We start from the raw sequence: 16,001 nt of genomic DNA, 5'->3' as shown, positions 1-16,001 counted from the left end.
CGCACGCTTTCTGAAATCAAGAGGCGTGCGGCTCGGCGAGGACACGACGGAGGAAGTGCTCGACGGCGGCGCGGTATTGGTCCGGTTGGTCGTCGTGCACGAGATGCGCTGCGCCCGTGACGAGTACGTGCTCGGCATCGGGATGGGTCTCGGCCATCTGCCGCATCTGGCCGGGCGGGGTGATCGTGTGCTCGCCCTCGAGCAGCAGCGCGGGCACCCGGATGGCGTGCCACTGCGGCCAGAAGTCGCGACTCCCCCACTCCTCGGAGATGTCGCGGAACGTCGCGACCGACCCGTGCAGCCGGTATCCGTCCGGCCCGTGCGCGAACGAGTTCAGGAAGTACCGCCCGGCGACCGGCCCGAAGAACTTCAGCACCGCGTTCGCGTCCGGAAACGGCTGCGGCCACGCCTCGATCATCGCCGCCCAGTCCGTCGCCGTCCGGCCGGTGAAATCCGGGGCGATGTCCTCGATCACCAGCGCCCGCACCCGATCGGGGTGCGCCGCGGCGAACACCCAGCCGTGCAGTGCGCCCATCGAATGCCCGATCACCACCATCGGTTCGGTGATGCCCGCGGTCGCGGCGGCCAGATCGGCGACGAACGCCTCGGTGGTCAGCTCGTCCGGGGCCGGCCTGCCGTGCCCGGCCGCGTCGAAGGTGTAGACGTGGCCGTAGTCGCGCAGCCAGTCCAGCTGGTCGTGCCAGGTCCGGGCGCTGCCCATCAGTCCGTGCAACAGCAGGATCGGTACGCCCGCTCCGCCTTCGTCATGCAACACCCCGCTGATTCTGCCGGGCCGGGCCGACAGCTGCGCACAACCCCCGATACGGCCCATACCGGGCAGTCGCTCGCGGGTCGTATTGTCGAGCGCATGGCTGTTGTGAAGATCAACGCGATCGAGGTTCCCGAGGGCGCGGGCCCCGAGCTGGAGAAGCGGTTCGCCCACCGGGCGCACGCGGTGGAGGGCTCGCCGGGTTTCCTCGGTTTCCAGCTGCTCCGGCCGGTCGCCGGGGACAACCGGTACTTCGTTGTCACCCAGTGGGATTCGGAAGAGTCGTTCACCGCGTGGCGGGACGGCCCGGCGCGCGAGGCGCACGCGGGCGAGCGGCAGAAGCCGGTGTCCACCGGTGCGTCGCTGCTGGAATTCGAGGTCGTGCTGGACGTGACCGCCAAGCCCGCGGGCTGACCTTTCGACCATCGCCGGGCGGGCCGACCTGCCCGGCGACTCGCCCGACGCCGGGGCGCGACCGTGCTGGTCGTGTTGACGTCGGGTGCCTCCGGGTGTCACAGTTCGAATGACATAACGCGAGGGTGATGCGGTAATCCGGTGACATTCCGGAGCGGTCGCGCCACTGTGTTCCATGCACCGAGTCCCTGGGTGCCGGAAAGCCAGACACCGGCATCTTCGCACTCATTCGACGGGACGCTGAAAGCGCTGTGGAGGGACGAAGGTCCGACCTCGCGCATCCCTAGGAGGACACATGGCTATCGCGCATTCGCCGAGCCGGGCAAACGAAACTCTGGCCACTGTGCTCGTCACAGTCGGTGTCGTTCTACTCGCACTGCTCACGCTGTACCTGGTCGGCTTCGATCAGGGCGTCATCTCGCGCAGCGGGATGTACCTGCACGAGTTGATGCATGACGGACGCCACCTGCTGGGGCTTCCGTGCCATTGAATCCATCCCCTGCTGTCCCTCTGACCGGTTCGCTGAAGACTCTGCTGCTGCGGGGTCTGCTGGCCGGTCTCATCGCGGGTCTGCTGGCCGCGTCGGTCGGCTTCTTCGTCGGGGAACCGAAGATCAATGCCGCCATCGCCATCGAGGAAGCCAATTCCGCCGCCGCGGCGCATGCGCCCGGCGCGGAAGCGGAGGCGAGCGGCGGACATTCGCACGGCGACGAGGAAGAACCATTGGTGAGCCGCACCGGGCAGCAGGCGGGACAGTTCCTCGCCCTCGGCCTGGCCGGTCTCGCGCTCGGCGCGATCTTCGCCGCGGTCGCGAACTTCGCCCGCCGCTACAGCACGCTGTCCGGGCCGAAGCTGGCGCTGGCCCTCGGGCTGGGTGGCTGGGCCGCGATCGTGGCGGTGCCGTTCTTCAAGTACCCGGCCAATCCACCCGCGGTCGGTGATCCGGAGACGATCAATCAGCGCACCCTGCTCTGGCTGGCGGCGGTGCTGCTCGGCCTGGCGGCCGTCGGCATCGGCGTGTACGTCTACAAGGTGCTGCGCGGTCAGCTGAGCACCCTGCGGCTGATCGGCGGGGTGGCCGCGTTCGTTCTGGTCACCATCGTCGGCTACGTCCTGCTGCCCGGCGTCAACGAGGTGAAGGCGGACTTCCCGGCCGCGTTGCTGTGGCAGTTCCGGGCGGCCTCGCTCGGTGAGACCGCGACGCTGTGGGCCTGCCTGGCCCTCGGCTTCGCCGCGCTCAGCGAATTCGCCACGCGCAGTGATACTCCGGTACGAGAGTCGATCGCTACCGCGGGCTGATCCGCATCCAGGAGACGAAGGGCAGTGTCGGTGTCATGACCGGCACTGCCCTTTCTCTTTGGCCCGCACCGCTGCGTACGGGCGCTCCCACGCAACCACCGCGCGCCGTCCTCGTCGCCTTCGTCGGCCTGGTCGTCGCGCTGCTCGCCGGCGTCGCCGAGGCCATCGAGCAGGCCGCGCTGCTGCTGGAACGCGACGAGGTCGACGTGGCCGGGCTGGTCACCGGACTCGCTGTGCGACTGGGGATCTACCTGGTCGTACTCGTCGTCGCGATCCGGATGACGCACGGCGCCCGCTGGGCTCGGCTCCTGCTGACCTTCGGCATCGGCGTGATCGGCCTGCTGTCGCTGATCGTCGAACCGCTGGCGGCGCTGCTGTCCGCGGACAAGTTCGGCGACCTGTTCGCCCACCTCACCGTCGAGTCCGTGGTGATCGGCCTGTTCCGCACCATCCACGTGGTGGCGGTGCTGATCGCCGTCCCCGCGATGTATCACCCGGCCGCCCGCCGATTCTTCCGCCGGGCCTGAGCATTTCGCGCAAGCACATGGCTCCCCGCACACCCGAGCGGATGTGCGGGGAACCAAGCAACTACGCGAGGGCCGCGTCCAGCAGGATGTGGTCGACGCCGGCCAGGGCCTTGCTGACCGGGCAGCCGGCCTTGGCGGCCTCGGCCGCGGCGGCGAACGCGTCGGCGTCGATGCCGGAGACCTTGCCGCGCACGGTCAGCTTGATGCCGCTGATCCGGAAGCCGCCGGCCGGGTCCGGGCCGAGGGTCACGTCGGCGCTGACATCCAGGCTCTCCGGGGTGCCGCCGGCATTGCCGATCTGCGCGGAGAGCGCCATCGCGTAGCAGGACGAGTGCGCCGCCGCGATGAGCTCCTCCGGGCTGGTGGTGCCGTCGGCGTCGTCGGCCGAACGCTTCGGGAACGACACGTCGTACTTGCCGACGCCGGAGCTGGCCAGCTCGACCTGTCCCGACCCCTCCTGCAGAGTGCCGGTCCAAGCAGTACGCGCGGTACGTGTAGGCATCACGGTCCTTTCGCTGAGTATTGGATGCAGCCCGAGCTTAGCCAGCCGACCTCCGCACGTCTCGGGGTCAGACTAGAGCGCTGTATTAGCAACGTCGGCGGCATGGCGGGCGAGGTCGACACCCCGCCGCCACACACGAAAAGCGTTGCCGCATCGGGTCACTCGGGATTGGTGAGCCGGGCCAGCACGATGCCACCAATGATCAACGACAGCGCGAACACCCGCCCCGCGCTGAGCGGATCCTTGTTGAACACGATGCCGAGGCCGATGGCGCCGACCGCGCCGATGCCGGTGAAGATCGCGTACGCGGTACCGACCGGCAGCGTCTGCATGGCCCTGGACAGCAGATACACCGCGGTGACGCCGAGCACGAAGCAGAGCACGGTCGGCCACAGGCGGGTGAAGTTCTCCGTCGGTTTGATGCTCTGCGACCAGACGATCTCGACCAAGCCGGCGATGCCGAGGACGACCCAGTTCATCTCAGTACTCCTTCGCGAGACCGCGCGCGGTTTCGAGGGCGAGCGCGTAGGACTCGTCGTGCTTGTCGCGCAGGTGCGCCAGCGCGGGATCCTGCCGGGCGTTGGCCAGCTCGGCATTGATGAAAACCGTGTCGTGGACGGCGAAATGGCCCGCGAAGAAGTCGCGCAGGAACCGCTCCTGATAGTCGAACGCCGCCTTCGGCGCACCCGGTCCGTACGCGCCGCCGCGCGCGGTCACGACGACGAAACGACGGTGCCCCAGCGACATTCGCGGGAACGTCACCTGATCCAGCCAGGCCTTGAGCGCGGCCGGAATCGAGTAGTTGTACATCGGGGTGCCGATCAGGATGACGTCCGCGGCCAGCACCTCGGCCAGCAGCGGTTCGACGATCGCCCAGGCCGCGGCCTGCTCCGGCGTGCGCACCAGCTCACCGAGGCGGTCCAGATCCGTGGTGGCCTGCGCGAGCACCGCGTCGCACAGCTCGGTCCACGCCTCGTCGATGAACGGCACCGGCTCGGCCGCCAGGTCGCGGTAGCGGTAGCGGCCGTCCGGGTTCTCCGCGCGCCATGCGTCGGCGAAGACGGCGCTCACCTCGCGGCTGATCGAACGGGTACGGGCGCTCGCGTCCAGGTGCAGCAACGTTGTCATGACGAACCTCTCGAATGAACTGGACATTGCGTCCACTTACTGACGGGATCGACTGTATCGACAACTGGACACGTTGTCCACTTATCTCCGAACTCGGGTACAGTCAGCGGCATGAACAGGCACACGGATCTGCTCAGCGGGCAAGCGGCCGCCCCGCCGGAGCGCGCGGACGCGGCGCGCAACCGGGCCAAGGTGCTCGCCGCGGCCGCCGAACTGTTCGCGAGCCGCGACCCGCGCACCGTGACGATGGACGACATCGCCAAGGCGGCAGGCGTCGGCCGCGGCACGCTCTATCGCCGCTACCCGGACACGAATTCGATCGCCGTCGCCCTGCTCGACGAACACGAACGGGCCTTGCAGGCGCAGCTGATCGGCGGCGACCCGCCGCTCGGCCCCGGTGCGCCGCCCGCGCAACGGCTGGCCGCGTTCTACGCCGCGATGGTCGAATTGCTGGACGCGCACGCCGATTTGGTGCTCGGCGCGGAGATCGGCGGGGCCCGGTTCGCGACGGGTTCGTACGGGTTCTGGTTCGCTCACGTGCGAGCGTTGTTGCTGGCGGGCGGCATTCGGGAACCGGACGCCCTCGTCGATCCGTTGCTCGCGCCGCTGGGGGCCGAGGTCTATCAGCAGCAGCGCGGTCGCGGGCTGACCTCGGCACAGATCGCCGAGGCGCTACGCGACCTGGCCCATTCGGTCCTGGGCACGACGCACTGAAAGCCGTCGGTGGTTGTCCACCAACGGCTTTCAGCACCGATCGCTCACGCCAGATCGCGCCGGCGCATCAGCCACACGGTGCCCGCCACGAAGAGCGCGATATAGCTCCCGAGCATGATCAGCGACTCGGTGCGGGACAGGATGTCGAGCACGCCGGGCGTCCCTGCGCCGACCGTCCGCATCGCCCCCGCCATGGAACCGGCGGCGGTGCCGGGCAGGTGGTCGGTGATCACCGCGATCGGCGCGAAGATCGACGCCACCCCGCGCAGCAGGTTCTCCACCACCAGCACCCACACCAGGCCGAGCCCGACGGCCAGCGCCGGACCGCGCGCGATGGTGCCGATCAACGCGCCCGCCAACGTCCACATGCCGAGAATCGCGATCCCCGTGAGGATTCCGAGCGCCGACTGCTGAAGTGACGGCAGCGCCAGCGTCTGCGACTGGGTCGCGCCGATCAGCGAGGCCACCCCGATGTCGACGACGAACGCGGTGAGCACCAGCCCGACCACCACGACCACCAGGCTCACCAGCACGCCGCCCACCGCGCTGATCCGCGACGGCCCCTGGGTGAACACGGTTTTCCAAGTGCCCCAGCCATATCCGCTGCCCGTGGTCAGCGCGCCGAGCACCAGCATCAGCGCGCCGCCGAACATCGCCATGCCCTGGGTGAACACCTCCGGCACCGCCGCGGGCAGCATCTGGTGCAGCAGCGCGTCTTTCGGCAGGCCGTTCGACATCCGGCCGGACTCGCCCGAGGTGTAGGCGAGATAGTTGAACAGATAGGAGAAGGTGAGGTTCAGCAGGATCCAGGTGCCGAGGATGATCCAGAACGCCGGCCACTTGCGCAGCCGCAGCGCCTCCGCCTTCGTGCTCGCCAACAGGTCTTTGATGGTCATTTCGCCACTTCCAGCTGAGTCATTTCGAAAAACACTTCTTCCAGGGACTTTTCGTCGATCCGCAGTTCCAGCAGATCGGCGCCGGCCGCGACGACCGCCCGGGCCACCGCGGGCGCGGTGCCGTTGCCCGCCTCGATCCGGATGCCGCTCGAGGTCAGCATCGCGGCCCGCTCGCCGACCACCTCGCGCACCGCGGGGAACGCGACCTCCAAGGGTTCGGCCCGCAGCAAAAGCGAGGAGGCGCCGCGCAATTCGGCCACGGTCGACTCGACCAGCAGCTTGCCCTGCGAGATCACGCCGACCCGATCGCAGATCTCCTGCACCTCGCTGAGCATGTGGCTGGACAGCAGCACGGTGTGCCCGTCGGCGGCGAGAGCGGTGATCAGTTCCCGCATTTCGGCCATGCCCTGCGGGTCGAGGCCATTGGTCGGCTCGTCCAGGATGAGCAGGTCCGGCCGGCCGAGCAGGGCGGCGCCGACGCCGAGCCGCTGCTTCATGCCGAGCGAGTAGGTGCGGAATTTGTCGTCGGCCCGGTTCGCCAGGCCGACCCGGTCCAGTGCCTGCTCGACCTCGGCGTTGCCGATGCCGCGGTACTTCGCGAGCACGCGCAGGTTGTCGCGGCCGGACAGGTACGGATAGAAGCCAGGTCCCTCGATGAGCACGCCGATCCGGCGGACCACCGCCGGATCGCCCGGCGCGTGCCCGGCCACCGTCGCGCTGCCGTCGCTGGGGCGGATGAGCCCGACCAGCATGCGCAGCGTGGTCGTCTTGCCCGCGCCGTTCGGACCGAGGAACCCGTAGATCTCACCGGCCGCGACGCTCATGCTCACGGCGTCGACGGCGGTGTGCGCGCCGTAGCGTTTGGTCAACCCTCGGGTGACCACGATCGAATCTGTCATGCACCGAGAATCCGCTGCCTGCCCGGTCCGCCACATCCGTCGCGCGGCGACGTTCGGCATACGTCAGGCGCACTACGCTCCGGCCTTACCTGAGCAATACGTAGCGAGGCGGACGCCGATCCGCGGCGAAGCCGAATAGGCTGCTGTGGGTGAGTGCAGGGATATCGAGTCGAGGCTCGCTCGGATGGGACTGGGGTGTGGCGCTGGTGGTCGCCGCATTGCAGATCGTCGGCGGCACATTCGCGAATCAGAGGATGGGCGACAATTCGCTCGACGTCCTCGGCTACCTGCTACTACTCGCCGGTCCGGTGGCGTTGATCTGGCGACGAGCCCGGCCGGTGCCGGTGCTGCTGGTCGCGCTCACCGCGTGCGTCGCCTACCTGGCGCTCGGCTACGGATACGGGCCGATCTTCTTCTCCTTGGTGATCGCCTTCCTGACCGCCGCGAGCTCCGGATCCCGCTGGTGGACTTACCCGCTCGTGCCGATCGGCTATCTCGTGCTGGTCTGGCCGGTGCCCGAGCTGTTCGGCCGCGGCGCCAACGTGTGGCAGATCTTCGCGCTGATGGCCTGGCTCACCGTGCTGCTGTGCGTGGTGGAGGGCATTCGGCAGCGCAAGGCCGTGTTGCAGGCGCGCAGGCAACGCGCCGAGGCCGCGCGCCGCGACGAGGAGGCGCAGCGGGAACGGCGGGCCAGCGAGGAGCGCCTGGCCATCGCGCGCGAGCTGCACGACGTACTGGCGCACAGCCTTTCGCTGATCAACGTGCAGTCCTCGGTGGCGCTGGAGCTGTTCGACAAGAAGCCGGAGCAGGCCGCCAGCGCGCTGGACGCGATCAAGACCGCCAGCCGGGACGCGCTCGCCGAGGTACACACGTTGCTGCACTCGATCCGCACCGGCGGCAACGTCGCGGGCGAATCCGCCAGTGCCGAAGACGAATTCACCGATGTCGAGCAGACCGCGCCGAGCCGGCGTCGCCCGCGCGGCTGGAGCGGACGCAATTCCACCGGCGCCGAACGGGTTTCGGCCGACGACGAATCGAGCAGGGCCGGCGGCGAATCCGCCGAACCCGAGGCGCGACCGGCGGCGCCGCGCAACCCCGCACCGAGCATCGGCGACCTGGACACCCTGCTCCAGCGCGCCCGCGCGGCCGGATTGGCGGTGAGCACCAAGATCATCGGTGAACCGCAGCAGTTGCCGAGCGTGATCGACGTGGCGGCCGCGCGGATCATCCAGGAGTCGCTGACCAACGTGGTCCGGCACGCGCCGGGCGCGGAAGCCACGGTGAGCGTGCGTTACGCGGCGCAATCGGTCGACATCACCGTCGACAACGCCCGCCCGACCGCACCGGTCACCCGGACCGGCACCAGCGGCGGCAACGGCATCATCGGCATGCGCGAGCGCACTCACGCCCTCGGCGGCGCACTCACCGCGGGACCGCGCCCGAGCGGCGGCTTCCGGGTCGCCGCGCGACTGCCGTTGCGGCCGATGGAACCGAGCGAGCGCAGGCCCGCGCCGAGCCGCGCCGAGGACACCGCCCGCCCCGACAATGTGCGGCAGATCCGGCCCGGCGACAAGGCGCAGCAGTCCAGCGCGCCGGGGGCGCAGTAGGTAGGAGGCATCGTGACGGATATCCGGGTCCTGGTGGCCGACGATCAGGCGCTGGTGCGCGGCGGCTTCGTGGCGCTGCTGGAGGCCCAGGACGGCATCGAGGTGGTCGGCGAGGCGGACAACGGCGAACAGGCCGTGCGGATGACCCGCAGCCTCACGCCGGACGTGGTGCTGATGGACATCCGGATGCCGATCCTCGACGGCCTCGCCGCGACCAGGATGATCGCCGAGGACGCCGAGCTGGCCGAGGTGAAGGTGGTCGTGCTGACCACCTTCGAGCTCGACGAGTACGTCTTCGAGGCGATGCGCTCCGGCGCGACCGGGTTCCTGGTCAAGCACACCGAACCGGCCGACCTGGTGCGCGCCGTGCGGGTGGTCGCGGCCGGCGACGCGCTGCTCTCCCCCGGCGTCACCCGCCGCCTGATCGCCGAATTCTCCGCGCACGCCAAGACACCGCCGCCCGCAACGCTTTCCGAGCTCACCGACCGCGAGCGCGAGGTGCTGGTGCTGGTCGCCGAGGGACTCACCAACGCCGAGATCGGCGAGCGGCTGTTCATGAGCCCGGCCACCGCCCGCACGCACGTCAGCCGGATCCTGATGAAGCTCGGCGCCCGCGACCGCACCCAATTGGTCGTCATGGCCTACGAATCCGGCGTGGTGCGCCCGGGCTGGCAGTAGCTACGCGCTGCCCGGATTCGCCTGTTCGCGCTCGGCGTCGGTGAATCCGCGGCGCGGCGCGCCTGGTCGCGCGGTCTGGAGTCGCGCCGAGCTGGCCGACGCCGCCCGGAACACTCCCGAAACACCCTGCGGCGCAGCGGCATAGGTGATCGAGTTGTTCGGGTCGAAGCCCATCTGGGCGCCGATCGCGACCGCGTCCATGTTCGCGCCGAGGAACAGGAAGTTCCAGTTGTAGACGTCCTGCTGCTGGGTGATCAGCGATTTCACCGCGGTGTGCGACCACTCCCGGCTGGAATTCTCGTGTCCGTCGGTGAGCACGACGACGATGACCGTGCCCGGTCGTTCGGCCTCCGGTCGCTTCGTGAGTTCCGCACCGACGTCGGTGACCAGCCGGCCCACCGCGTCGTAGAGCGCGGTCATGCCGCGCGGTTGCAGGTCGAGCGGCGGCACCTGGGCGAGCGGACGGTTCGCGTAGACGCATTCGTATTCGGTGTCGAAGCGCGCCAGCGTCACCTCGATCGTCTTCGGCACCTTGCGCTGCTCGTCGATGAAGGCGCTGAATCCGCCCTCGGTATCGGATTTGATCGACTGCATCGACCCGGAACGGTCGAGCAGTACGGCTATCAGGGTCAGATCTGGATTGGTCATGAGCACCCCCGGTCGGTTCGATGAACCCCATCCAACGTACCCCGGTATACGCGCCGCGGCGTACGTCGAGCAGCGCCGCGCGACCGATGCCCCGGGGTGGGTCTACGGCGCAGGCTTTCGGCATGAACATTTCCACGCAACCCGAGGCGATCGCCTTCCTCGCCGACCATTACGACGGCGGCTGGCACCCCTGGCCGTTCTTCTGGATCTTCCCGCTGCTGTTCTGGATCACCTTCCTCACCCTGGCGTTCTTCGCGCGGCGCCGGTTCATCGGCCGGGACAGCGGCGTCGGCGCGCTGCGCACCGCCTTCGCCCGCGGCGAGATCACCGAGGACCAGTACCGCAGCCGCCTCGCCGTGCTGCGCGAACCGAGGCGGCCGGTCGAATGAGCATGCGCTTCGGCATTGTCATCACCCCGCGTTCCGGGGCCGAATGGGCAAGCGCGGCAAGGGATGCCGAGCAGCGGGGTTATCGGACGATCCTGCTGCCGGACACGTTGAACACCCCGTCGCCGTTCCCGGCGCTGGCCGCGGCGGCCGCGGTCACCAGCACGGTTCGGTTGCGGCCCAACGTGCTCGCCGCACCGCTGCGCACCGCTGCCGCGACCGTCCGGGAAACCGCTGCGCTGCAACTGCTTTCGGATGGACGGTTCGAACTCGGTATCGGCTCCGGCCGCCCGGATGCCAGTTCGGAGGCCGAACGACTGGGCATGCCTTGGGGTTCCGCGGCCGAACGTCGCGCGCAGCTGGCCGACACGATCGCGGCGGTGCGCGCGGGCGTCGATCCGGCCCCGCCGGTCGTCGTGGCCGCCAGCGGACCGCGAATGCTCGCCGCCGCAGCGGGATTCGCCGACCGCATCCTGCTCGCCGCCGGTCCGCAGGCGACCGAGGCGGAGCTGGCCGACATGGTTCGCGTGGTCCGGGACAACACTGATCGGGAGATCCCGTTCAGTCATCAGTTGATCGGCATCGGCGACCGGCTGCCGTATTGGACCAGCACCCGGCTCGGTCGCACCATCGATGAGTTGCGGGCGGCAGGCGCGGCAGGGGTGCTCGACGCCGACCCGGCCGCGGCCGCGGAGGTGCTCGAGCATCGAAGGGCGAAGTACGGGATCGACGAGGTGATCATCCCCGGCGAGTTGTCCGAGGCCTTCGCCCCGGTGCTCGCGCGATACGCGGGGCCGACCGGCGGCCGCTGACCGGCGCTCCGGTGCCGATCACCTCGGCACCGGAGGCCCGGACAGTTGACGTATCGCCTCGGCAACGGCTTCAATCTAGACGTACTGTCTCAGACACTTCAGGAGCCGCTATGCCGGGACCATCCGCGCCAGGGCAGGAAAAACCACAGTTCGAGGTGGCGATCATCGGCGCGGGAGCGGGCGGGATCTGCGCGGCGATCAAACTCGCCGAGATCGGCGTCACCGATATCGTGCTGGTCGACCGGGCCGCCGACTTCGGCGGCACCTGGCTGTTCAACACCTATCCGGGGGTCGGGGCGGATCTGCCGACGCTGGCCTATCAGTTCTCCTTCGCGCGCAAGCACGACTGGCAGCGATTCTTCGCCAGCGGCAAGGAGATTCAGGATTACCACGTCGGGCTGGCGCACCGGGCGGGGCTGGCGGGCAAGACACTCTTCGGCACCGACATCGTCAAAGAGGAGTGGGACGAGGCGAATCATCTGTGGCGCCTGCACATCTCGGACGGGGGTCAGGTCACCGCCCGGTTCGTGATCAGCGCGGTCGGGGCGTACCTGCGGCCCAAGGATCGGCCGGCCATACCGGGCCTGGACGAGTTTCGCGGCGAGGTGATGATTCCGTCCCGGTGGAATCACGACTACGACTTCACCGGTAAGCGGGTCGCGATCGTCGGCGTCGGCTCCAGCACCGTGCAGATCGCCCCGGCCATCGCCGATGCGGTGGCGAGCCTCGACGTGTATCAGCGCACCACGCAGTGGTATTTCCCGAAGCCGGACTTCCGGATGGCCCGGTGGATGCAGCAGGCGCTGCGCATTCCGGGGCTCTCGGCGCTGCTACACGGCGTCGCGCTGGCCGGGGTGGAGGTCGGCCTGCGCGGCCTGGTCTACGCGCCGAATCGGCTGTTCCGCGCCGGGTCCTGGCCAGTGGACGCGGGCGCGCGGGCGTTGTATCGGGGCTGGCTGCGCTACAAGGTCCGGGATCCGCGGGTCCGTGCCGAGCTGGTGCCCGGCTATGGGCCGGGCTGTACCCGCGGCACGCTCGGCGGCGACTATCTGCCGATCTTCAACCGCCCCAACGTCGATCTGATCACCGACCCGATCGCGCGGATCAGCTCGGACGCGATCGTGTCGGCGGACGGGACGCGCCGCCCGATCGACGCGCTGGTGCTGGCGACCGGCTACGAGGTGTTCTCCGATCCGGAGAGCTACCGCGAAGGAACGGTGGTCGGTGCGAACGGCTTCGACCTCGGCGCCTTCTTCAATGCCGAAGGGCTACAGGCGTATCACAGCACGGCGGTGGCGGGCCTGCCGAACCGCTGGATGATGGTCGGACCGTATTCGTGGACCGGGACCGCGTTCCACTACATCCTGGAAAACGCCATGCGCAACATCAACCGGGCCATCGATACCGCCCGGACCCGCGGCGCGACCAGAACCGAGGTCCGCAGGGAAGCCCAGCAGCGCTATCACGCCATGCTGATGCGCCGTGGCCGCAATCTCGCGTACTACTTCTCCGTGCACTGCGCCGGATCGAACACGTATTTCGTGAATTCCCAGGGTGATTCGCCGTACGTCCGGCCGAGCAGCCTGGTGCAGAGCCGACGCGAGGGCGTCACCTACCCGCTCGACGACTACACCTACGCGACGCTGCCCGCGACAGCGACCCGATCCGAGCACGCCGCACCGGCCACGGTCTGAGGAGACGAAAGAGCATGCGCTTCAAGGCATCCCCGATCGATGGCGACACCTACCCGGTCTTCTTCGCCACCGCCCCGTTCGTCAGCCGCCTCCGATTCGACTACGACGCACCACCCGACGACGTCTGGTCGGTGATCTCCGGCCCGCGCATGTGGTCCTGGCTGCCGACCGTCTGGGGCTGCCGCTACCCGGACGGCGAAACCCCCGGCCCCGGCACCGTGCGCGACTTCCAGATGTATCTGGACCGCTGGCTGATCTACGCCCAGCACGAGCGGATCCTGCACTGGGACAAGGGCAGCCGCATCGTCTACACCGCCACCGACGCCACCCTCCCGTTCTTCGGCTCCTGGTGCGAGGAGTATTCGATCGAGTCCCTAGACGCCGGCCGCCGCACCCGCCTCAACTGGACCCTGGCGGTCCGCCCCCGCTACCTAGGCCGGCTCCCCGCCCAGTGGGTAGCCACCCTCCTGAAGCCCGCCTTCCGCTTCGAACTAGGCGCCCTCCCCCGCGAACTCCCCATGCGCTGACAGTCCGTTCAGTCAGGCGCGTGGGTATCCCATCGGCTGGCGCGCGGGTCCCAAGTACCGGTCGGCATGGTTCCATCCAGCAGAGGATCGGCAAACCTGGCGAGCGCGACCAGCGCGGCGTCGAGGCCGTGCAGGTCAGGCGGCAGTGAGGTGCCGACGGCTTCACGCGGGTATCCCGTGTCCCATCCGGATCCAGGCCGGATGACAGCTCTGGGCAAGGTCAGGTGATCACGTCGTTGTTGCTGAATCCGAAGTGCTCGCAGGGTTTTGGCGGCATCGATGGGAAATCTATCGATGATGAGCAACAGATCGACCAGATCGTGCCAGCGGGTGGACGGCGCGGCGTTGGAACCGTGGACTTCATACATCGCGGCAATCTTGTCCGCGATCTGATCGGCTAGAGAAAGGCAGCGAAACGGCGGCAAGTCGGCGAAGTCGTCGAGGTCGAGGACCGTTACCGGTTCAACCCGGTCGACGACGGAAGCCAGGGTAGATCTGATCGAGAGATCAATGGGGAAATGGTGGAGCTCGGTGGCACCGTAATAGACCGTGGTCACCAGTTGCGCGCTGAGTGAGGTGGCAGGGTCGTTCTTTCCGCGGCGCACCTGGAAGGTCAACGGGTCGAGGTCGCTGGGAGTCGCACAGAGCTGCTGGAGTTCGGTCACAGCTTGGTCTGCGTCGACGTCGATCCGCAGGATGTCGATATCGCGACTGTAGCGAGCGCTGTCGGTGATACGCACCAGCAGACCACTGCCACCTTTGAGTACCCATGGACTGTCGGCGTCGGAGAAGACGCGGCCGAGAAATCTGAGCAGGTAGAACTCACGGTGGATCTGAGCAGGTGGTCGCCCAGTTGCGCGCACGACCTGTTTGACCTTGGCGTTGAGTGACATCCGGAACGCAGACGCCGATCTACGTGGCTGGTTCAGCATGGATCCTCGCCGTCGTTCGAGGTAGCGCCGTCGACCGAGCGGTCCGCCGCGTCGTATACGGGTTCGGGCTCAGCGATGAGATTCGGTGCCAGACCGAGGTTGCGGGCGACCATCTCGCGGATCTCCGCGAGTAGATCGGCCCACTCCGGGGTGGAGGTCAGGGCGCTGATCACTGCCGCATTGATGTCGCCGAGTTCTGCCGATTGAGTCGTGGGCACCGCGCTGTGGACGGCTGCCATCTCGATAGCGGAGGCGGGAATGCCGGCTTCGATGATGAAGTCGCGGACCAGTCCCGCACCATCGCCAGGGCGCAGGCCGTAGTGGTGAGCGTACGGTCGCAGAGCGTCGGCGACCTGCCGCGAGGTGGTGTCGCCGGTCAAAATGGCGTCTCGCACGACGGCGGCGAGGTGTCCGCCGTCCGTGTAGGCGGCAGCGAGGTCCACGACGGTGCGCAGAGGTCGGGTGACGGGCAGACCTTCGACGCGGTGCCAGTCGGCGCGCTCGAGCGTGCCGACCCGGAAGGCGAGCTCAGGACTGCGACTGCTGTTGCGTCGTCGAGGAACAGTGAATGTGTGGACGTCGGCGTCGAGGTCGCCTAGATCCTGTAGCACCGCAGCCGAGCGATGACTGATCACACCGACCGGGACCGGGTCACCCAGCCGGTCGGCCGCGCTCCGTTTGGGTTCCAGCGCAAGCCATTCCGCGCGAAGTGCCTCCAGGGGGGATTCGGGGACGCCCGAGAGCCGGTAGACACCATGACGCAACCGGACAAGCAGCCCGCGGTCGGTATAGCGCTTGAGCTGCATTGGACTGACTCCGACCGTGGCGGCTTGGCTGGTGGTGAGCAGCCCCCACTGCCCCTCCGCCAAGTCGGCGAGATCGAGCAGATGCTCGTCAGTCATACACTAATAATATCATCACGTTCTGCGATAACATCACTCAATACGATATTTTTCGCGTCTGATAGATATTTCATGTGCGCTAGGCCAGTCGATTTAGGCTCCACCTTTGCGCCGGTACTCCCGTGGACATGCGAAACCAACGATCTCGGAAGCGCTGACGCGAAAAAGCCCGCCTCCCAAGGGAAGCGGGCCTTTCGGGTGGTGCTTTTTACTCGCCGGAGGCTTCGGCGGCGGTGCCTTCGGCAGCGCCGGTCAGCACGACCTCGGGCTTTTCGTCGCCCTTGTCGTCGGCCTTGGTGAGCTTCGTCTTGCCGGTGAAGGTGAACTTGGCGTCTTCGCCGGTGCCTTCGCCGTCCCAGCCTTCGACATCGACGAACACGGTCTGCCCGGGCCCGATCTCGCCGAAGAGGATCTTCTCCGAGAGCTGGTCCTCGATCTCACGCTGGATCGTGCGCCGCAACGGACGCGCACCCAGCACCGGATCGAAGCCACGCTTGGCCAGCAACGCCTTGCCCTGCTCGGAGAGCTCCATCGACATGTCCTTGTTCTTCAACTGGACACCGACCCGGCCGATCATCAAATCGACCATCTGCACGATCTGATCGGTCGTGAGCTGATGGAACACGATCACATCATCGATACGGTTGAGGAACTCCGGCCGGAAATG

20 protein-coding genes, 1 pseudogene and 1 riboswitch are annotated in these 16,001 nt (G+C 68.1%); of the genes and pseudogenes, 11 read left to right on the top strand and 10 right to left on the bottom strand.

Annotated features, from left to right (window positions below):
- Positions 1 to 16: 16 nt before the first annotated feature.
- A complete protein-coding gene (locus AB0M22_RS41380; RefSeq protein WP_364738607.1) occupies positions 17 to 775 on the bottom strand; it encodes an alpha/beta hydrolase in 759 nt (252 codons plus the stop codon).
- Between the two features lie 93 nt (positions 776 to 868).
- On the opposite strand from AB0M22_RS41380, the gene mhuD reads away from it, so the two are divergent.
- The 4 genes from mhuD to AB0M22_RS41360 all read left to right on the top strand — a co-directional run bounded on the left by mhuD (position 869) and on the right by AB0M22_RS41360 (position 3,009).
- A complete protein-coding gene (mhuD, locus tag AB0M22_RS41375; protein ID WP_364738605.1) occupies positions 869 to 1,183 on the top strand; it encodes a mycobilin-forming heme oxygenase MhuD in 315 nt (104 codons plus the stop codon).
- Positions 1,184 to 1,261: 78 nt separating this feature from the next.
- Positions 1,262 to 1,417: riboswitch (cobalamin riboswitch) on the top strand.
- A gap of 61 nt (positions 1,418 to 1,478) precedes the next feature.
- A complete protein-coding gene (locus tag AB0M22_RS41370; protein ID WP_364738603.1) occupies positions 1,479 to 1,673 on the top strand; it encodes a CbtB-domain containing protein in 195 nt (64 codons plus the stop codon).
- Positions 1,664 to 2,482: a CbtA family protein gene (locus AB0M22_RS41365; RefSeq protein ID WP_364738601.1), complete on the top strand. Its 819-nt coding sequence runs from the start codon at positions 1,664 to 1,666 to the stop codon at positions 2,480 to 2,482. Before AB0M22_RS41370 ends, AB0M22_RS41365 begins: the two co-directional genes overlap by 10 nt.
- 35 nt (positions 2,483 to 2,517) lie before the next feature.
- A complete protein-coding gene (locus tag AB0M22_RS41360) occupies positions 2,518 to 3,009 on the top strand; it encodes a hypothetical protein (RefSeq protein WP_364738599.1) in 492 nt (163 codons plus the stop codon).
- 61 nt (positions 3,010 to 3,070) lie between these two features.
- On the opposite strand, the gene AB0M22_RS41355 is transcribed toward AB0M22_RS41360, so the two are convergent.
- The 3 genes from AB0M22_RS41355 to AB0M22_RS41345 form a co-directional block, all read right to left on the bottom strand.
- Complete coding sequence (locus AB0M22_RS41355) at positions 3,071 to 3,511, bottom strand: OsmC family peroxiredoxin (protein ID WP_364738597.1); 441 nt, start codon at positions 3,509 to 3,511, stop codon at positions 3,071 to 3,073.
- A 158-nt stretch (positions 3,512 to 3,669) separates the two neighbouring features.
- Entirely contained in the window at positions 3,670 to 3,990 is a 321-nt protein-coding gene (locus AB0M22_RS41350) for a multidrug efflux SMR transporter (protein ID WP_364738595.1), read from the bottom strand.
- A 1-nt stretch (position 3,991) separates the two neighbouring features.
- Positions 3,992 to 4,639 (bottom strand): NAD(P)H-dependent oxidoreductase, encoded by a 648-nt coding sequence (locus AB0M22_RS41345; protein ID WP_364738593.1) that lies wholly within the window; start codon positions 4,637 to 4,639, stop codon positions 3,992 to 3,994.
- A 111-nt stretch (positions 4,640 to 4,750) separates the two neighbouring features.
- On the opposite strand from AB0M22_RS41345, the gene AB0M22_RS41340 reads away from it, so the two are divergent.
- A complete protein-coding gene (locus AB0M22_RS41340; protein WP_364738591.1) occupies positions 4,751 to 5,353 on the top strand; it encodes a helix-turn-helix domain-containing protein in 603 nt (200 codons plus the stop codon).
- A gap of 44 nt (positions 5,354 to 5,397) precedes the next feature.
- Here AB0M22_RS41340 and AB0M22_RS41335 read toward each other — a convergent pair whose 3' ends face one another.
- Both AB0M22_RS41335 and AB0M22_RS41330 read right to left on the bottom strand, forming a co-directional pair.
- Positions 5,398 to 6,249, bottom strand: coding sequence for an ABC transporter permease (locus AB0M22_RS41335; protein ID WP_364738589.1), 852 nt, complete (start codon positions 6,247 to 6,249; stop codon positions 5,398 to 5,400).
- Positions 6,246 to 7,148 (bottom strand): ABC transporter ATP-binding protein, encoded by a 903-nt coding sequence (locus AB0M22_RS41330; protein WP_364738587.1) that lies wholly within the window; start codon positions 7,146 to 7,148, stop codon positions 6,246 to 6,248. Before AB0M22_RS41330 ends, AB0M22_RS41335 begins: the two co-directional genes overlap by 4 nt.
- Positions 7,149 to 7,402: 254 nt before the next feature.
- Between AB0M22_RS41330 and AB0M22_RS41325 the strand changes: the two genes are divergently transcribed.
- Both AB0M22_RS41325 and AB0M22_RS41320 read left to right on the top strand, forming a co-directional pair.
- A complete protein-coding gene (locus tag AB0M22_RS41325) occupies positions 7,403 to 8,755 on the top strand; it encodes a histidine kinase (RefSeq protein WP_364738836.1) in 1,353 nt (450 codons plus the stop codon).
- A gap of 9 nt (positions 8,756 to 8,764) precedes the next feature.
- Positions 8,765 to 9,433, top strand: a complete 669-nt coding sequence (locus AB0M22_RS41320) for a response regulator transcription factor (RefSeq protein ID WP_364738834.1) — start codon at positions 8,765 to 8,767, stop codon at positions 9,431 to 9,433.
- Here AB0M22_RS41320 and AB0M22_RS41315 read toward each other — a convergent pair whose 3' ends face one another.
- Complete coding sequence (locus AB0M22_RS41315) at positions 9,434 to 10,081, bottom strand: vWA domain-containing protein (RefSeq protein WP_364738585.1); 648 nt, start codon at positions 10,079 to 10,081, stop codon at positions 9,434 to 9,436.
- Between the two features lie 122 nt (positions 10,082 to 10,203).
- On the opposite strand from AB0M22_RS41315, the gene AB0M22_RS41310 reads away from it, so the two are divergent.
- The 4 genes from AB0M22_RS41310 to AB0M22_RS41295 all read left to right on the top strand — a co-directional run bounded on the left by AB0M22_RS41310 (position 10,204) and on the right by AB0M22_RS41295 (position 13,500).
- A complete protein-coding gene (locus AB0M22_RS41310) occupies positions 10,204 to 10,470 on the top strand; it encodes a hypothetical protein (protein ID WP_364738583.1) in 267 nt (88 codons plus the stop codon).
- A complete protein-coding gene (locus AB0M22_RS41305; RefSeq protein WP_364738581.1) occupies positions 10,467 to 11,279 on the top strand; it encodes an LLM class flavin-dependent oxidoreductase in 813 nt (270 codons plus the stop codon). Before AB0M22_RS41310 ends, AB0M22_RS41305 begins: the two co-directional genes overlap by 4 nt.
- 110 nt (positions 11,280 to 11,389) lie before the next feature.
- A complete protein-coding gene (locus tag AB0M22_RS41300) occupies positions 11,390 to 12,973 on the top strand; it encodes an NAD(P)/FAD-dependent oxidoreductase (protein WP_364738579.1) in 1,584 nt (527 codons plus the stop codon).
- A gap of 14 nt (positions 12,974 to 12,987) precedes the next feature.
- Complete coding sequence (locus tag AB0M22_RS41295; protein WP_364738577.1) at positions 12,988 to 13,500, top strand: SRPBCC family protein; 513 nt, start codon at positions 12,988 to 12,990, stop codon at positions 13,498 to 13,500.
- Between the two features lie 8 nt (positions 13,501 to 13,508).
- Here the strand turns inward: AB0M22_RS41295 and AB0M22_RS41290 are convergent, their stop codons facing one another.
- The 3 genes and pseudogenes from AB0M22_RS41290 to AB0M22_RS41280 all read right to left on the bottom strand — a co-directional run.
- Positions 13,509 to 14,432 (bottom strand): nucleotidyl transferase AbiEii/AbiGii toxin family protein, encoded by a 924-nt coding sequence (locus tag AB0M22_RS41290; RefSeq protein WP_364738575.1) that lies wholly within the window; start codon positions 14,430 to 14,432, stop codon positions 13,509 to 13,511.
- Positions 14,426 to 15,334 (bottom strand): type IV toxin-antitoxin system AbiEi family antitoxin domain-containing protein, encoded by a 909-nt coding sequence (locus AB0M22_RS41285; protein ID WP_364738573.1) that lies wholly within the window; start codon positions 15,332 to 15,334, stop codon positions 14,426 to 14,428. Before AB0M22_RS41285 ends, AB0M22_RS41290 begins: the two co-directional genes overlap by 7 nt.
- A gap of 208 nt (positions 15,335 to 15,542) precedes the next feature.
- A pseudogene (locus AB0M22_RS41280) lies at positions 15,543 to 16,001 on the bottom strand (NDP-hexose 4-ketoreductase); the annotation flags it as partial.

It is taken from the genome of Nocardia sp. NPDC051756 (genome assembly GCF_040681495.1).
Taxonomy (GTDB): Bacteria; Actinomycetota; Actinomycetes; order Mycobacteriales; family Mycobacteriaceae; genus Nocardia.
The sequence above is the reverse complement of the archived record's forward strand: the minus strand, read 5'-3'. Positions and strand labels throughout refer to the sequence as shown.

What these genes read in the sequence shown, in the direction of transcription:
- mhuD (WP_364738605.1), top strand. Translation starts at nt 869, where the DNA reads ATGGCTGTTGTGAAGATCAACGCGATCGAGGTTCCCGAGGGCGCGGGC.
- AB0M22_RS41370 (WP_364738603.1), top strand. Translation starts at nt 1,479, where the DNA reads ATGGCTATCGCGCATTCGCCGAGCCGGGCAAACGAAACTCTGGCCACT.
- AB0M22_RS41360 (WP_364738599.1), top strand. Translation starts at nt 2,518, where the DNA reads ATGACCGGCACTGCCCTTTCTCTTTGGCCCGCACCGCTGCGTACGGGC.
- AB0M22_RS41355 (WP_364738597.1), bottom strand. Translation starts at nt 3,511, where the DNA reads ATGCCTACACGTACCGCGCGTACTGCTTGGACCGGCACTCTGCAGGAG.
- AB0M22_RS41350 (WP_364738595.1), bottom strand. Translation starts at nt 3,990, where the DNA reads ATGAACTGGGTCGTCCTCGGCATCGCCGGCTTGGTCGAGATCGTCTGG.
- AB0M22_RS41345 (WP_364738593.1), bottom strand. Translation starts at nt 4,639, where the DNA reads ATGACAACGTTGCTGCACCTGGACGCGAGCGCCCGTACCCGTTCGATC.
- AB0M22_RS41340 (WP_364738591.1), top strand. Translation starts at nt 4,751, where the DNA reads ATGAACAGGCACACGGATCTGCTCAGCGGGCAAGCGGCCGCCCCGCCG.
- AB0M22_RS41335 (WP_364738589.1), bottom strand. Translation starts at nt 6,249, where the DNA reads ATGACCATCAAAGACCTGTTGGCGAGCACGAAGGCGGAGGCGCTGCGG.
- AB0M22_RS41330 (WP_364738587.1), bottom strand. Translation starts at nt 7,148, where the DNA reads ATGACAGATTCGATCGTGGTCACCCGAGGGTTGACCAAACGCTACGGC.
- AB0M22_RS41325 (WP_364738836.1), top strand. Translation starts at nt 7,403, where the DNA reads ATGGGCGACAATTCGCTCGACGTCCTCGGCTACCTGCTACTACTCGCC.
- AB0M22_RS41315 (WP_364738585.1), bottom strand. Translation starts at nt 10,081, where the DNA reads ATGACCAATCCAGATCTGACCCTGATAGCCGTACTGCTCGACCGTTCC.
- AB0M22_RS41310 (WP_364738583.1), top strand. Translation starts at nt 10,204, where the DNA reads ATGAACATTTCCACGCAACCCGAGGCGATCGCCTTCCTCGCCGACCAT.
- AB0M22_RS41305 (WP_364738581.1), top strand. Translation starts at nt 10,467, where the DNA reads ATGAGCATGCGCTTCGGCATTGTCATCACCCCGCGTTCCGGGGCCGAA.
- AB0M22_RS41300 (WP_364738579.1), top strand. Translation starts at nt 11,390, where the DNA reads ATGCCGGGACCATCCGCGCCAGGGCAGGAAAAACCACAGTTCGAGGTG.
- AB0M22_RS41295 (WP_364738577.1), top strand. Translation starts at nt 12,988, where the DNA reads ATGCGCTTCAAGGCATCCCCGATCGATGGCGACACCTACCCGGTCTTC.
- AB0M22_RS41290 (WP_364738575.1), bottom strand. Translation starts at nt 14,432, where the DNA reads ATGCTGAACCAGCCACGTAGATCGGCGTCTGCGTTCCGGATGTCACTC.
- AB0M22_RS41285 (WP_364738573.1), bottom strand. Translation starts at nt 15,334, where the DNA reads ATGACTGACGAGCATCTGCTCGATCTCGCCGACTTGGCGGAGGGGCAG.